Annotated in this window: 16 protein-coding genes; 7 read left to right on the forward strand and 9 right to left on the reverse strand. The window is 67.0% G+C overall.

The features are described 5' to 3' along the window. Window positions 1-50: 50 nt before the first annotated feature. Entirely contained in the window at window positions 51-668 is a 618-nt protein-coding gene (locus tag ACN9M4_RS18690) for a uracil-DNA glycosylase (protein ID WP_426300549.1), read from the forward strand. Between the two features lie 28 nt (window positions 669-696). On the opposite strand, the gene ACN9M4_RS18695 is transcribed toward ACN9M4_RS18690, so the two are convergent. Genes ACN9M4_RS18695 through ACN9M4_RS18705 form a run of 3 tightly spaced genes read right to left on the reverse strand, consistent with a single transcriptional unit; the run spans window position 697 to window position 1,892 of the window. Continuing rightward, window positions 697-1,158: a DUF3817 domain-containing protein gene (locus ACN9M4_RS18695; protein WP_426300551.1), complete on the reverse strand. Its 462-nt coding sequence runs from the start codon at window positions 1,156-1,158 to the stop codon at window positions 697-699. A gap of 57 nt (window positions 1,159-1,215) precedes the next feature. Beyond that, window positions 1,216-1,350, reverse strand: a complete 135-nt coding sequence (locus ACN9M4_RS18700) for a hypothetical protein (RefSeq protein WP_426300553.1) — start codon at window positions 1,348-1,350, stop codon at window positions 1,216-1,218. Beyond that, window positions 1,347-1,892: a hypothetical protein gene (locus ACN9M4_RS18705; protein ID WP_426300555.1), complete on the reverse strand. Its 546-nt coding sequence runs from the start codon at window positions 1,890-1,892 to the stop codon at window positions 1,347-1,349. Before ACN9M4_RS18705 ends, ACN9M4_RS18700 begins: the two co-directional genes overlap by 4 nt. Before the next feature lie 279 nt (window positions 1,893-2,171). On the opposite strand from ACN9M4_RS18705, the gene ACN9M4_RS18710 reads away from it, so the two are divergent. After that, window positions 2,172-3,020: a hypothetical protein gene (locus ACN9M4_RS18710; RefSeq protein ID WP_426300557.1), complete on the forward strand. Its 849-nt coding sequence runs from the start codon at window positions 2,172-2,174 to the stop codon at window positions 3,018-3,020. Between the two features lie 38 nt (window positions 3,021-3,058). Here ACN9M4_RS18710 and ACN9M4_RS18715 read toward each other — a convergent pair whose 3' ends face one another. Next, entirely contained in the window at window positions 3,059-3,664 is a 606-nt protein-coding gene (locus ACN9M4_RS18715) for a hypothetical protein (RefSeq protein ID WP_426300559.1), read from the reverse strand. 273 nt (window positions 3,665-3,937) lie between these two features. Here ACN9M4_RS18715 and ACN9M4_RS18720 point away from each other — a divergent pair, with 273 nt between their 5' ends. From ACN9M4_RS18720 to ACN9M4_RS18735, 4 genes are all read left to right on the forward strand, one after another. Beyond that, window positions 3,938-4,708 carry a FadR/GntR family transcriptional regulator gene (locus ACN9M4_RS18720; RefSeq protein ID WP_426300561.1) on the forward strand — a complete coding sequence of 257 codons (771 nt, stop codon included), beginning with the start codon at window positions 3,938-3,940 and terminating at the stop codon, window positions 4,706-4,708. 68 nt (window positions 4,709-4,776) lie between these two features. After that, window positions 4,777-5,847 carry an asparaginase gene (locus ACN9M4_RS18725; RefSeq protein WP_426300563.1) on the forward strand — a complete coding sequence of 357 codons (1,071 nt, stop codon included), beginning with the start codon at window positions 4,777-4,779 and terminating at the stop codon, window positions 5,845-5,847. Window positions 5,848-5,923: 76 nt separating this feature from the next. Further along, complete coding sequence (aspA, locus tag ACN9M4_RS18730; protein ID WP_426300565.1) at window positions 5,924-7,333, forward strand: aspartate ammonia-lyase; 1,410 nt, start codon at window positions 5,924-5,926, stop codon at window positions 7,331-7,333. Between the two features lie 134 nt (window positions 7,334-7,467). Further along, window positions 7,468-8,982: an amino acid permease gene (locus tag ACN9M4_RS18735; RefSeq protein WP_426300567.1), complete on the forward strand. Its 1,515-nt coding sequence runs from the start codon at window positions 7,468-7,470 to the stop codon at window positions 8,980-8,982. A gap of 64 nt (window positions 8,983-9,046) precedes the next feature. Here the strand turns inward: ACN9M4_RS18735 and ACN9M4_RS18740 are convergent, their stop codons facing one another. After that, the gene (locus ACN9M4_RS18740) at window positions 9,047-10,627 is read right to left on the reverse strand and encodes an MFS transporter (protein ID WP_426300569.1); all 1,581 of its coding nucleotides are present in this window, start codon (window positions 10,625-10,627) and stop codon (window positions 9,047-9,049) included. 132 nt (window positions 10,628-10,759) lie between these two features. Between ACN9M4_RS18740 and ACN9M4_RS18745 the strand changes: the two genes are divergently transcribed. Continuing rightward, the gene (locus ACN9M4_RS18745) at window positions 10,760-11,431 is read left to right on the forward strand and encodes a FadR/GntR family transcriptional regulator (protein WP_426300571.1); all 672 of its coding nucleotides are present in this window, start codon (window positions 10,760-10,762) and stop codon (window positions 11,429-11,431) included. On the opposite strand, the gene ACN9M4_RS18750 is transcribed toward ACN9M4_RS18745, so the two are convergent. Genes ACN9M4_RS18750 through ACN9M4_RS18765 form a run of 4 tightly spaced genes read right to left on the reverse strand, consistent with a single transcriptional unit; the run spans window position 11,432 to window position 14,880 of the window. Continuing rightward, window positions 11,432-12,274 carry an amidohydrolase family protein gene (locus ACN9M4_RS18750; protein ID WP_426300573.1) on the reverse strand — a complete coding sequence of 281 codons (843 nt, stop codon included), beginning with the start codon at window positions 12,272-12,274 and terminating at the stop codon, window positions 11,432-11,434. It abuts the gene before it with no gap. Further along, window positions 12,271-13,260, reverse strand: a complete 990-nt coding sequence (locus tag ACN9M4_RS18755) for an aldo/keto reductase (protein ID WP_426300575.1) — start codon at window positions 13,258-13,260, stop codon at window positions 12,271-12,273. The genes ACN9M4_RS18750 and ACN9M4_RS18755 overlap by 4 nt, the downstream gene beginning before the upstream one ends. Continuing rightward, window positions 13,257-13,601 carry an L-rhamnose mutarotase gene (locus ACN9M4_RS18760; RefSeq protein WP_426300577.1) on the reverse strand — a complete coding sequence of 115 codons (345 nt, stop codon included), beginning with the start codon at window positions 13,599-13,601 and terminating at the stop codon, window positions 13,257-13,259. The genes ACN9M4_RS18755 and ACN9M4_RS18760 overlap by 4 nt, the downstream gene beginning before the upstream one ends. After that, entirely contained in the window at window positions 13,594-14,880 is a 1,287-nt protein-coding gene (locus ACN9M4_RS18765; RefSeq protein WP_426300579.1) for an alpha-L-fucosidase, read from the reverse strand. Before ACN9M4_RS18765 ends, ACN9M4_RS18760 begins: the two co-directional genes overlap by 8 nt. Between the last annotated feature and the right edge of the window lie 6 nt (window positions 14,881-14,886).

Genomic DNA, 14,886 nt, shown 5'->3' on the forward strand with positions numbered 1-14,886 from the left:
TGTCAGGAGACGGAGGATTTCTGGGGGCTGGGCTTGCCGAAGGAGAAAACGTGGACATTGACTGGGACGGCAAACGAGCCCTGCTCCGCGAACCGAATATTGCTGCCGTGACGGAGCTCTGCGAGGAGCTAATGGCCCGGAAACCCGGTTCCATGGTCCCGTACATCGACCCCATCCACGACGAGGACGAGTGCCGGATCGTCAGTCTCCAGGTGAGCCCGGGCCGCGGGACAACATCCGGGTTCGTGTCCTTCTTTAACGACGACGACTCCGCCCGCCGTACGCAGGAAATCTACACCGGGGCCGAATTGGATCCGCGTTACGTCATGCCGTGGCACAGCTATCCCTGGGTCCGCGACGCCGGCCTGCCCCCCTCGCTGAGCGCACAGGAAAAGCTGGACGGACTCAAGCCGTTCCGGCAGTTCCTGAAGATCAACCGCAGGGTCTCCGCCGTCGTCGCGCATGGAGCGGAGGCCGCGGCCTTTCTCACCCTGTTCGAGAAGACCTACCACTCGGCCCTCAGGGAGCACGGCATCAAGGTCTACAAGGCGAGCGCGCTGGGCGGGCGGGCGTTTGCCCTGTCCGAGGCGAAGCAGCAGGAACTGCTGGAGAAGACCATCGAGACCTATCGCGACGCGATGCAGCGGGCGGGGATCCAGCACCTTTAGTCTGGCCGCGGCGCTCAGGCCGCGCGGCTCAGGCGAACCAGGTGTCCGGCGGGCCCATGAAGAGCAGGAAGCTGAACACCGCGGCCACGCCGGCGAGCGCGATGCCGAGCGCCAGCCACGGTTTGCGCAGCACCCAGGCCTGCACCACTTCGGCGACACCCTCAGGTGACTCGCCGCCCGAGGCCAGCCGCCAGCCGCCGTCGAGCAGTCCGCGGCGGTCCAGGCTCTTTTCCACGGGAACCGTCGCGTAAGGGACGACGGCGGAGGCGATCGCCATCAGGCCCGTCCCGGCGCTCCATTTCTGGTTGATCCAGGTGAAGGCGGCCACGGCGGCGTAACAGAGGAAAACGAAGCCGTGGATGCCGCCGCCGATCCGTACGCCCAGCTCCGTGGTTCCCGTGACGTATTTCAGGACCAGCCCGATCAGCAGCAGCGTCCAGGTGACGGCCTCGGCGAAGGCAACGGCTCGGAACAGGGTGCGCGGAGACATGGAGGTCCTCGGGTCGGCGTCGGGAGTCCCCTCCACGGTACCTGCTGCTTCTGAGCCCTAGTTCCACGGCAGGATGCGGTCCGCCCGGTGGCTGTCGGCCTGGATCAGGCGGGCGTTGGCTTCGTCGCTTCCCTTGGCCCAGGCTTCGGCCGCGGACGGCTCCTTTCCGAACTCGACGTGCCGGTGGATCAAGCGTTCGAGCCGGAGGTCCGCCGGGAGCTCGAGGTACCAGACGGCGTCGAGCTGTCCGCGGACCTTCGCCAGGCGGGCTCCGGGCTCAGGAGGTAGTTCCCTTCGGTGATGACCAGCGGGATTCCGGCCGGGACCGCGATCGACGCGGCGATGGGTTCTTCGATGTCCCGCGTATACAGCGGCGCGTAGACGACGTCCTCGTCGCGGCGTTTGAGCCTCTGCAGCAGCGAGAGATAGCCGCCGACGTCGAAGGTGTCGATGGCGCCCTTGCGCTGTTTCAATTCGGTGCCGGCGATGACCGCCTCGCCCAGGTGGAAGCCGTCCATCGGCACCACGACGCTGGTTTCCGGTCCGAAGTGTGCGGCGAGGCATTCCGCGAAGGTGGATTTCCCGACGCCGGGCGGGCCGGTGACGCCGAGGATGACCCTCTTGCTTTTTGAGATCCGGTGTTCGAGGTCCCTGAGCGCTGCGGTTATCTCGGGGTGGGCGAAGGCTGCCTCGCTTGTTCCGCTTGCCCCGTGGGCGTTGGTTTCGGTGTGCATCAAGGTTCAGGGTAGGCGGGCCAGGCGTAGCCGTGAAGCCCGTGACATTCTGCTGGATCACTCGCTTCGTCAGCGTCCTCGTGGCCTGCCGTTCCGCGGAACGGAAGCCTGAGCCGCCGGGGTGATCCAGCAGAATGTGCGGCGGCGGAGTTATCCACAGGAGCCCCAAGCGTGACAAGCCAGCCCGGTCCGCCTCGGCCTACACTCCCAACGACATGCCAGGGCCGCAGTATCTGAACTGGCGAACGCGGCAACGAGTGATTGGAGCTGGAGCCATTGATGAAACAGACGACCGCTTGGCGACGACACCGCCCATGGATCTTGCCAATCACCCTCGGCATCGCAGGCTATTTCCTCCCACTGGTTGGGTTGTCCTTGCTCCAACAGACGGTCAAGGGTTGGAGCGAATCCATTGAAGGCGCCCTCACGACCCTCCTCTTGGTTCTGCTGGCTCTCGCTGCACCGGTTGTCTTCGCGGTCTTCGCAATCCGGAATGGTTACCGGTGCTTCCGTGCGTGGCGCCGCGCGAAGGGAAAATACACCAAGAAGGAAGTAAGGACCCTTGAACTGGCCACACAGGCGTCAAACGCATGGGAAAACGCCCGCGGCCTGAGATCTACCCTTTTGGCCCGCCAGGTACCCCCGGTAATCACGGTTTGGGGAATTGTTCCGAACCACGGGGAAGCGTTTTTCCTGGATGCTCCCGCGGAGTATGCACGCTTCTACGGTCAAGACGTAACTTACTGGCAACGCGGAGGCGTTTACATCGGCCGCCCTTCGTTTGTTGCCTTGGGCCTGGTGGCAGACTCAGTAAGCAATTCGGCAGCTCGCCGCAATGCCGAGGCGCTGGCACGGGAACAGTGGCGCGAGTGGCAGGTCTCCAGGGTCTTTGTGTCGAATCAACGGATTGTGTGCAGTGCCGGAGGCCGGAATCTCAGCTTCTACTTCAACGCCACAAGCGGCCTATATGCGGACCTCGCGAGCAACACGCTAGTTGTGGAATTTGAATCCGCGGAACCGCTGATGCTCCACGGTATCTACGTTGCACAAATCGCTGTCCTCGCGATCCTCAACACACATGGTGAAAAAGCCCTCATCGACCACCCGGGGCTGGCTCCTTTGAATTGAGCGAAATCGGGACCAGCAACGAGGGACGATCCCGAAGGCTACATCTCCGATGGCGGTGCGGTTCCCCCAACTCCATCCAGCACCCACGCATTCCTGATCTGCGATGCCCCGAACTCCAGCGCCAGCGGTTCGATGTCGATGGGCCCGCTTCGCCTGGTCTTTGGCCGGCCCACTGCAACGTGGGGTGTCCAGTGCGGGGACCTGTAGCCCAGGGCCGGCGAGCTGAGGATGAAGTCGTCGATGTTGTCCACTGCAAGTTCATCGAGCAAGCCGTGAAGGGCCACCACCAAGGAAAGCTGGAAGTCCCGCACCGCCTCCGGAACGTCGACTTCCAGGCCGGACACCCTCCCCCCGCCAAGGGAAAGTAAGCGTTGTGAGCTGGCCGTGAATCCGTCCAGGACAGGCAGGCCACGCAGCCAGGATGCGGTGCGTTCCAGCGCCTTCTCAGCACTGGTGAACCCCTTGGTCCAGGCGGCCACATCTCCTGCGAAGTCTTCGAGGATTCCCACGTGGAGCAGGGTCATATGCAGCCCGCGCGGCCTGCGCAGCGCATCGACGTAGCTGCCCAGCGCCTCATAGTCGGCGGGCCCCTCGCCGAGGCTGAGCAGTGGAACCTCGACGGTCATGCGTGGCGGTGCCTGCATCCGCAACCTCCCTGTTCACCGGCACCATTCACCGGCCGCTCCACCTCGATTATGCGCCGGGAAACGGGCCGGCAACATTCTGCTGGATCACCGACCCGCCGGGTTTCCGAAACCCCGCCGTTCCGGGCCCCGGGCCCCGGGCAGCCGGGGTGATCCAGCAGAATGTGCGCTGGCCGGGCAGGGGAACCCGGGAACAGCACACAGGAATGCCCGAGGAGAACCAAGAAAAACTCCAATTGACAGGCCCTTGTGACCCGTGCCATATTCTTAACCGTGAACCTGTCAGACAGCCGGACAGCAGGACAGGCCGACGGCCGCCTCCCTGCGAAAGGAACGCCGGCGCCAGCAGCACCGGCACCGCGTCCCGCCACTCCCCTTGCCCGCCTCAGCGCGGCCGAGGCGGTCTTCAGCACCATCCGGCAGGACATCGAATCCGGCGCGGTGGAAGTCGGCGCGAAACTCAGCTCCGAAGCCACTCTGGCGGGCCAGTACGGCGTGAGCCGCTCGGTGATCCGCGAGGCCCTCCGCTCCTGCAACGCCCTCGGCCTGACAGTCACCAAGACCGGCAAGGGCACCTTCGTGGTCGCCAACAAAGTGGCCAACGACCTCACGCTGGGCCAGTACTCCGCCCGTGACCTCAACGAAGCGCGCCCGCACATCGAGGTTCCCGCCGCCGGGCTGGCGGCACAGCGCCGCAGCGAGGACGACCTCAAGCAGCTCCGCGGGCTCATGGAGGAGATGCTCGGCGAAAACGATCCCGAGTCCTGGGTCAGCCTGGACGCCGCCTTCCACTCCATCATCGCCCGGGCCAGCGGCAACAAGGTCTTCGAAAGCGTCGTTGCCGACATCCGTGAGGCCCTGGCACACCAGTCCGAAACCCTCAACATGGTGGCTGACCGCCGCCACGCCTCGGACGACGAGCACCTCCGGATCATTGAGGCCATCGACGCCGGCGACGCCAAGGCAGCGGAAGCCGCCATGGCCGCCCACCTCGAGGCTGTCAGCATCGCCCTGGACAGCATCCTCAACTCCACGCAGGGCTAGCCGGCCCTGCACAGGCCATCGCGCCCAAAACCCTACAGACCATCACGAAACAACTACCTAAGGACGCCATGCCAACCCCGCACCACGTCCCGCTGGCCGAGCAGACCCGCGACGGCCTTGTCGAGAGCGTCCACTACGGCTCGCTCATCGCGCTCGGCCCCGAGGGCACCGGCCCCGGGAACGCCGAGGGCACCGGCCCCGGCAACGCCAAAGGCACCAGCACAGGCCCCGGCACAGGCACCGGCACTGACACCAAGGTGACCGCAGGCGATCCCGACGCGCCCATCTACCCGCGTTCCTCCCTGAAGCCGCTGCAGGCCGTGGCGCTGCTGCGCGCCGGCCTCAAACTGGAGCAGGATCTCCTCGCCCTCACCGCGGCGAGCCACTCGGGCGCAGCCATGCACCAGGACGGCGCCCGCCGGATCCTCGAAATGCACGGCTTGAACGAGGAAGCGCTGGCGAACAGCACGGATCTCCCCTACGGTGTCGCGGAACGCGAGGAATGGCTCCGCGCCGGCAACGGCCCCACCCAGCTGGCCCAGAACTGCTCGGGCAAGCACGCCTCGATGGCCGCGGTCTGCACCATCAACGGCTGGCCGGTTGAGGGCTACCTGAACCCGGAGCACCCGCTCCAGGTCCTCGTCCGCGACACCATCACCGAGCTCACGGGCGAAGACGCCGCCGCGGTCAGCACCGACGGCTGCGGCACGCCGCTCTTCGCCCACAGCCTGCGCGGCATGGCCCGCGCGTACGGCCGGCTCGCCTCCGCCAGCCCGGAAAGCCACGAGGGCCAGGTGGCCCACGCCATGCGCGCCTTCCCGGAGATGGTGGCCGGCGAAGGCCGCGACGTCACCGCCATGATGCGCGCGGTGCCGGGCCTGCTGGCGAAGGACGGCTTCGAGGGCCTTCAGCTGATCGGCCTCGCGGACGGGACCGGCGTCGCGATCAAGATTTCCGACGGCGGCGACCGGGCCCGCCTGCCCGTCACCGTCCGGGTCCTCGCCGAACTGGGGGTCGACGCCGATTCCCTGGCGGCGCTGCAGATCCCGCCGGTGCTGGGCGGCGGCAAGCCCGTGGGCGTCCTCCGCGCCGCGGCTTTCCTCCCCGCGGCCGACTTCCAGACCACACCCGCGAGCTGACACGTCGGGGCAGTGTTTCCGAGAAACGTTGCCGCTAACTGCCAACTTGCACACAAAAACAGACCAAAGGAACGCCATGAGCAACGACGATCAACGCTTCCGCTCGGAACACGACCTCCTGGGCGACCGCGATGTCCCGGCCGACGCGTACTGGGGTGTGCACACCCTCCGCGCGATCGAAAACTTCCCCATCACGGGCCAGCGCCTCTCCAGCAACCCGGACCTTGTCCGCGGCCTGGCCGCGGTGAAGCTGGCAGCCGCCCGCACCAACCGGGAACTCGGCCTCCTGGACGCGGAGCGCGCCGGGGCCATCGAGCAGGCCTGCCAGGACATCCTGGACGGCAAGCTCCACGAGCAGTTCATGGTGGACGTGATCCAGGGCGGCGCCGGCACCAGTTCCAACATGAACGCCAACGAGGTGATCGCCAACCGTGCCCTGGAAATCCTAGGCCACCCCAAGGGCGACTACGCCCGCCTGCACCCGAACGACCACGTCAACCTGAGCCAGTCCACCAACGACGTCTACCCCACGGCCGTCAACCTGGCCACGATCTTCTCGGTCCAGGGCCTCCTCAAGGCCCTCGCAATCCTCGAAGAAGCCTTCGCGGAGAAGGGCCGGGAGTTCCGCACCGTCGTCAAGATGGGCCGCACCCAGCTGCAGGATGCCGTGCCCATGACCCTGGGCCAGGAGTTCGGCGGCTACGCCGTGACGATCGGCGAGGACCGCGCCCGCCTGGCCGAATCCCAGCTGCTGGTCCACGAAATCAACCTGGGCGCCACCGCGATCGGCACCGGGCTGAACGCCCCGAAGGGCTACGCCGAGGCAGCCTGCCGGCACTTGGCCGCGATCACCGGACTGCCGCTGGTCACCGCCGTCGACCTCATCGAGGCCACCCAGGACGTCGGAGCCTTCGTGCACCTGTCCGGCGTGCTCAAGCGCGTGGCCGTGAAGCTCTCCAAGATTTGTAACGATCTCCGCCTGCTGTCCTCCGGACCGCGCGCGGGACTGGGCGAAATCAACCTCCCGGCGGTCCAGTCGGGATCGTCCATCATGCCAGGCAAGATCAATCCGGTGATCCCGGAAGTGGTCAGCCAAGTGGCCTACGAGGTCATCGGCAACGACGTCACTGTCACCATGGCGGCCGAGGCGGGCCAGCTGCAGCTGAACGCCTTCGAGCCAATCATCGTCCACAGCATCCACAAGAGCATTTCCCACCTGGAAGCTGCCTGCCACACGCTCACCGAACGGTGCGTGCGTGGCATCACCGCCAATGCCGAACGCCTGCGCCTCACCGTGGAGCAGTCGATCGGCCTGGTCACGGCCCTGAACCCGCACATCGGATACGCCTCCGCCACGGCCATTGCCCAAGAGGCACTGGCCAGCGGGCGCGGCGTCGCCGAGCTGGTGCTGGAGCACGGAATGCTGACCGCAGAGCAGCTGAACGAGCTGCTGCGTCCCGAACGGCTCGCCAACCTGGGCAGCTGACACTCCGCTGCCGCCCTCCCCAGCAGGGGCACGCCCCTGCGACACGAGCGGCAGCGAGCATGACGACGGCGGCCGGCTTTCCGCCGTCGTCCCCTAACCGGAACCTCCCCCGCAGGAAACCCCTAAGGATCCCCATGAGCAATCAACCCATCACCGACCACACGGTCCCGCAGCAGGCGCACGCGACTGAGAAACTGCTGCACGCCGAGGACAAGGGCTACCACAAGAACCTCAAGCCGCGTCAGATCCAGATGATCGCGATCGGCGGCGCGATCGGCACCGGCCTGTTCCTGGGCGCCGGCGGCCGCCTGAACGTCGCGGGCCCTTCGCTGGTGCTCTCCTACGCGATCTGCGGCGCATTCGTGTTCCTGATCCTGCGGGCCCTGGGCGAACTCGTCCTGCACCGCCCGTCCTCGGGTTCCTTCGTCTCCTACGCCCGTGAGTTCTTCGGTGAAAAGGCGGCCTTCGCCTCGGGCTGGTTCTACTGGATCAACTGGGCCATGACCACAATCGTGGACATCACGGCCGCAGCCATCTACATGAACTTCTTCGGCAAGTACGTGCCCTGGATCGGCGCCGTGCCGCAGTGGGCTTGGGCGCTCATCGCCCTGGTCGTGGTGCTGTCGCTGAACCTGGTCTCGGTGAAGGTCTTCGGCGAGATGGAATTCTGGTTCGCCCTGATCAAGGTTGCCGCCCTGGTGGCCTTCCTCATCCTGGGCATCTGGTTCGTCGCCTTCGGCACGCCCACGGGCGCTCCCACCGGTTTCTCCCTCATCACGGACAACGGCGGCATCTTCCCGAACGGCATCATGCCGATGATCCTGCTTATGCAGGGCGTCGTGTTCGCCTACGCCTCGGTCGAGCTGGTCGGCACTGCCGCGGGCGAAACCGAGAACCCGGAAAAGATCATGCCCAAGGCCATCAACTCCGTGGTCTTCCGTATCGCGGTGTTCTACGTGGGCTCGGTCATCCTGCTCTCCCTGCTGCTGCCGTTCACCTCGTACCAGAAGGGCGTCAGCCCCTTCGTGACGTTCTTCGGTTCCATCGGCGTCGAGGGCGTGGACACCATCATGAACCTGGTGGTCCTCACGGCCTCGCTGTCCTCGCTGAATGCCGGCCTGTACTCCACCGGCCGCATCCTGCGCTCCATGTCCGTGGCCGGCTCCGCCCCGAAATTCGCACAGCGCATGAACAAGGCCGGCGTGCCCTACGGCGGCATCGCGATCACCGCGGGCGTCTCCCTGCTGGGTGTACCGCTGAACTACCTGGTTCCGTCCGAGGCCTTCGAAATCGTGCTGAACGTCGCGTCCGTGGGCATCATCTCCACTTGGGCCACGATCGTGCTCTGCCAGATCCAACTCAAGCGCTGGGCTGACAAGGGCTGGCTCAAGCGGCCGGCCTTCCGGATGCCGGGCGCGCCGTACACCGGCTACCTGACGCTCGTATTCCTCGTCGTGGTCCTGGTGATGGTGTTCATCGATTCGCCGCTCACCTTGCTGGTCACCCTCATCGCCTGTGCGCTGATGGTGGGAGGCTGGTACGCGTGCCGCAAGCGGATCCACGAGATCGCCGAAGCCCGCGACGGCTACACCGGCATGTCCCCGGTGGTGGCCAACCGCCCCGCCCCGGGTTCGGAAGACTCCATCTAGGCGAGTGTTAACAGGAAAGGCAGCGAGCATGCTCGCTGCCTTTCCCCTTTTAAGCCGCCTTCGCTTAGCGCAGCTTCGGATCGCGCAACACGACGGCGACCATGACCGCCGCGGCTGCCATCAGGACCATGCCGATCGCCGAGGTCATCCCGACGCCGGAGTCGAAAGCGTGCCGGGCGGACTCCAGCAGCGCCTGGGCCTGCTCCGCCGGCAGCAGCTTTGCGGCGTCGATCGCCCCGCCGAGGGTCTCGGAGGCCTGCCGGGCGGCGTCGCCGGCGAGCGTTTCCGGGACCTCGACGTGGGCACGGTAGGCGGCGGCCAGGATGCTGCCCAGCACCGCGGTGCCCATTACTGACCCCACCTCGTAGGCGGTCTCGGAGATCGCCGAGGCCGCACCTGCCTGCGGCGCCGGGACGCTGGCCAGGATGAGGTCGTTGGAGATGGTCTCTGCGGCACCCACGCCGGAACCAACGATCGCGAAGCCGAGCAGCAGCGCCCACAGCTCCCCGCCCTGGCCGAACAGGAGCACCACGACGTAGCCGCTCATGTTCATCAGCAGCCCCGCGGTGACCACGTGGGCCGGCCGGATCCTGCGCACCACGGGCACGGTTACCAGGCCCGCGACAATAGTCAGCGCCAGGCCCGGGAGCATGAGCATCCCGGCCTCGAGCGGGGTACGGCCGGCCACGAGCTGCAGGTGCTGGGACATGAAGTAGATGAAGCCCACCAGCGAGAAGATGCTCAGCAGGTTCGCGGCCAGGGAGACGCTGAACGCCTTGTTCCGGAACACTGTCATGTCCAGCATCGGCGCCTTGCCCGAACGCTGGCGCCGTAGCTGCCTGCGGACGAACAGCGCCCCTGCCACGAGCCCGACGGCGAGTGGCAGCAGAGCGGCCAGGCCGCCGTCGTGCGCGAATTCCTTGATGCCGTACACGAACGGAACCATCGCGGCCATGACCAGCAGGATGCTGGCCGGGTCCACCGGCGCAGGGTTCGGGTCCTTGGACTCCGGCAGCACGAGCGGCGCCAGGATGAGCAGCGGGAGCAGCATCGGCACGGCCAGCAGGAACACGGCACCCCATTCGAAGTGCTCCAGGAGCAGGCCACCGGCCAGCGGGCCGAGGGCCGCGCCGCCGGAGAAGCCCGCGGCCCAGACGGCGATCGCGGTGCGGCGTTCGGTGGGGTCGGTGAAGATGTTCCGGATCAGGGAGAGCGTTGCCGGCATGAGCATGGCACCGAAGACTCCCAACAGAGCGCGGGCGCCGATCAGCTGGCCGGCGTTGGTGGCGAAGGACGCCAGCACGGAGACGAGCGCGAAGCCGGTGGCGCCGATCAGCAGGAGCTTCCGGCGGCCGATCCGGTCGCCGATGCTGCCCATCGGGACCAGCAGGCCGGCCAGCACCAGGGCGTAGACGTCAATGATCCACAGCAGTTCGGTGCCGTTGGGCCGCAAGGCAAGGGACAGGGACGGGACCGCGAAGCTGAGCACGGTGTTGTCGACGGCGATCAGCAGCACGGGGAACATCAGCGCGCCGAGGGCGAGCCAGCGCCGTCCGGCACCCTGCTGCTTGCCACGGACGGGATCGGGACGGAGAACCGCCTCGCTCTCGGCGAAGCGTTCGCGCTTGGTGACGGACGTGGTCATGGTGACCGCTTTCTCGAAAAGGGTGGAAGTCTGACAAGCAAAAACTATACCGTCCAGACGGTACAGTTTCAAATTCGCCGCATAGCGTCGCCGCTCCTCAGACATCGGACCACTCGCCGCTACGATTGAGCCATGGCTGTGACTGACGAGGCGATCGGCAAGATCAAGGACATGTTGATCCGCGGCGAGCTTAAGGCCGGGGACCGCCTGCCGCCCGAGAAGGAGCTCAGCGAAAGCCTTGGCTTGTCCCGCAGCTCATTGCGCGAGGCCGTGAAGGCCCTGGAGCTCATCCGGGTGTTGGATGTGCGGCGCGGTGACGGCACCTACGTCACCAGCCTGGACGCGAAGCTGCTCAACGAGGCCGTGGCCTTCGTGGTGGAGCTGCACCAGAACCGCTCCATCCTGGAACTCTTCGAAGTCCGCCGGATCCTGGAACCGGCCACTGCCCACATGGCGGCCGGCCGCATCACGCCGGAGGAAGTGACGGCCCTGCGCGCCACGGTGGAAGGCATCGACGAGGGCACCGACGTCGAAGAGCTCGTGGCCCACGACCTCGAATTCCACAGCATCATCGCCTCGGCGGCCGGGAACGACTACCTCAGCGGGCTGCTCGAGGCCCTGTCCGGGGACACCGTCCGGGCTCGCATCTGGCGCGGCATCACCCAGGAGAAGGCCGTGGCGCACACCCTGGCCGAGCACAAGGCAATCGCGGATGCGCTGGAGCGCGGCGACGCCGAACTGGTGCGGGCCTTGGTCACCGTGCACATCAGCGGTGTAGAGAACTGGCTGCGCCAGGCGCTTTAACTACAGCTCCAGTCCGTACGTCCGCGCCGCGGTTCCTTCCAGGATCTGCCGCCGTTCGGCGTCGGACAATTCAGCGATGAGTTCCAGCAGCACAGCGATGGTCTGCGCGTAGGGTGCGCCGAGCGTGCTGACCGGCCAGTCGCTGCCGACCATCAGCCGCCCCGGGCCGAAGGCATCCAAGGCCTCCTCCCACAGGGGCCGCAGGGCCGCGGCCGTATAAGGAACCTCGGGCAGGTGCAGTCCGGACAGTTTCGCGACCGTGTTGGGCAGCGCAGCCAGCGCCCGGAAGTCCGCGCGCCACTGCGCCATCGGCTCCGAATCCGCGCCGGCGCCCAGCGGCGGTTTGCCCAGGTGGTCCAGGACGACGGCCAGTTCCGGGAGCTCCCGGGCCAGCCGCACCGTGGCTCCGAGGTGGCGCGGGAAGGCGTCGGGAACATCGAACGCGACGCCCCTCGAGGCCAGCAGGCGCAGCGAGTCACGCACCGGGGCGAGATCGAGGAAGTTGTCCCGCGGATCGTCGTGGACCAGGTGCCGCATACCGCGGAACTTCGGATGGGCGGCAAAACGGGCAAGTTCGGCCTCGGCTTCGGCGGGGCGCTCCAGCGGGATCCAGCCGACGACGCCGACTACCCAGGGATGGCTGTCCGCGGCCGCGAACATCGCCTCCGTATCCTCGAGGGTGTCGTCCGCCTGCACCAGGATGGCCTGCTGCACGGCGGAGGCGGCCAGCTCCCGGCCGGCCTCCTCCGCCGTGAAGCTGCGGAACAGCGCCCCGTGCTGCGGTCCCAGCCAACCGTACCCGCCGCCGTCGAGGTTCCACAGGTGCAGGTGCGCGTCGATCACGCGGCTCCCCCAGGTTCCAATGCTTCCACCGCGGCCCACAGTTCCTCGGGCACGGCGGTGTTCATCCGAGCCGAATTGAGCGCCGCTTGCTCGGGGCTGCGTGCGCCCACCGTCACGTTCACCACGGCCCGGTTCCGCAGCGGGAAGTGCAGGGCCGCCGTCGGGAGTTCGACGCCGAAGTCCCGGCACAGTGCCGCCAGCGCCCGGGCGCGTTCCAGCAGGGCGCGCGGCGCCTGCCCGTAGTTGTAATGTGCATCGTCCGGCACCTCGGGCCGGGCCAGGAGACCAGAGTTGAAGGCACCGACGGCCACGACGCCGGTGCCGCGCTCCACGCAGCGGTCCAGCAACGGAACGCCGGGCTGCTCCAGCAGCGTGTAACGGCCCGCAAGCATCACGAGGTCCAGGTCCGCCTTTTCGACGCAGGCGAGCGCGGCTTCAGCCGAATTGGTGCCGACGCCGATGGCTTTGACCAGGCCTTCGCCGCGGAGCTTCTCCAGCGCGGGCAGTGCCCGGGTGATTCCGGCGTCGAGGTCGTACACATCGGGGTCGTGCAGGTAGAGGATGTCCACGTACTCCAGGCCCAGCCGGCCCAGGGAATCCTCCAGGCTCTGGCGGATGCCCTTTTCGCTGAAGTCCCAGCGGCGTACGGCGTCCGCCGGAACGTCGAAGCCCTCGTCGTCCCGGCGGCCGGCGGCGTCGTGGGGTTCAAGCAGCCTGCCCACCTTGGTGGAGATGACAAACTCGGCGCGCGGCTTGTCCCGGAGCACGGCGCCCAGCCTCTGTTCGGACAGGCCCAGTCCGTAGTGCGGGGCGGTGTCGAAGTAGCGGACGCCGGAGTCCCAGGCGGCCAGGACCGTCGCCAGGGCTTCTCCGTCAGGGATGGCGGTGTAGAGGTTGCCGATTCCCGCGGCGCCGAAGCCGATCCTGCCGAGCTTTCCGACAAGCTCCAGACGTCCGGTGCCAGCGTTCCCCACGGCGCCGTTCACGGCAGTTCCCAGACCTTCGGGATGCCGGAGTCGTTGCCGGAGTAATCGTCCTCCACCTCGAGCAGCTCAGCCATCCGGGCCTGCCAGGGCACGTTGGCGGGGTGGTCGGCGAGAGCATGGCGCATGGCCTGGTAGTCGTCCACCTCCACCAGATGGAACAGCTCCAGGCCGCTGCGCCAGATGCGCCAGTTCCGCACGCCTGCATCCTTCAGCGCCGCAACGAGTTCGCCCGGAATCCCCGCATGGGCGTCGTAATATTCCTGCTCCGCACCGGGCTTGAGCCGGGTGTGCAGGGCAACTGTTTGCGGGGCTGGTGCCTGCGGTGCCGTTATCTCAGGCATCTGCGCCGTCCTTGAGGAACAGTTCCAGTACGGGCACTGCCACCGGCGGCCGCTGGATGGGCAGTTTGATGATCAACGTCCCCGCCGGCTGGGCGCCGGGGGTGGTGGCATAGGCCTCCTGCTCCGGGTCCGGTTCCTGGAGGCGGAGTTCGGAGGCGTCGTTGAGCAGTTGCGCGTACTCGACTTTCCCGGCGAGGCCCGGCAGATGCACGAAGCCGAACGGCCAGGCGAACAGATGGACGTACAGCCGCTTGGCGCGCCGGGTATAGCGGGCGTCGGCGGGAGGAAGGTACGACGACGGTCCGGCACCATAGATGGAACGGCCGTGCAGCCGCATCCACTCGCCTATGCCCGCCAGGGATTCGGCGGCGCGCGGGTCGAGGCTGCCGCGGGCGGTGGGGCCGACGTTCAGGAGGAGGTTGCCGCCTTTGGACACCCCGTCCACCAGCATCCGCACCAGGAGGTCCGGGCTCTTGTAGTCGAGATTGTCGCGGTCGTAACCCCAGCTGCCGTTGAGTGTCTGGCACGCCTCCCAGGCGAGCCGAACGCCGTCGGACATCATGGGACCGGCCGGCTGGTACTGCTCCGGCGTGACAAAGTCTCCCGGCAGGTCGAGGCGGTCGTTGACCACGATCCCGGGCTGCAGTTCCCGCACCATGGCAAGCAGCTCCTCGGAACCCCAGTCGTCCCGGCCCTTGCCCCCGGCCGGGTGGCCGTCCATGCCGCCCGGGTAGGAGAAGTCGAAGAAGAGGTAGTCGATGGTGCCGTAGTTGCTGAGCAGTTCACGGACCTGGCCGTGCAGGTACTCCCGGTAGCGGGCCATGTCCCGGCCCTCGTTCAGTTTCCCGAAGCCGGCGTTCCGCAACGGGTGCACGGAGTCCACGGTGAAGTCGGGGTGGTGCCAGTCGATCAGGGAGTAATAGAAGCCGACTTTCAGGCCTTCGGCGCGGAGCGCCTCCACGTAGGGGGCGATGAGGTCACGGCCGGCAGGGGTGTTGGTGGCCTTGTAGTCCGTGAGGGCGGAGTCCCAGAGGCAGAAACCCTCGTGATGCTTGGTGGTGAGGACCACGTACTTCATGCCGGCGCTCCTGGCGGCACGGGCCCATTCGCGGGGATCGTAGAGGTCCGGATCGAAGCGGCGGAAGTACTTCGAGTACTCCTCCACGGTGATCTCCTCGCGGTTCATCACCCACTCGTGCCGGGCCGCCAGGGAGTACAGCCCCCAGTGCACGAACATGCCAAGGCGGGACTCCTCGAACCACGGGGCGTGCTGGATCACGGCTTC

Origin of the sequence: Arthrobacter sp. R-11, assembly GCF_049913155.1 — a bacterium.
Taxonomy (GTDB): domain Bacteria; phylum Actinomycetota; class Actinomycetes; order Actinomycetales; family Micrococcaceae; genus Arthrobacter.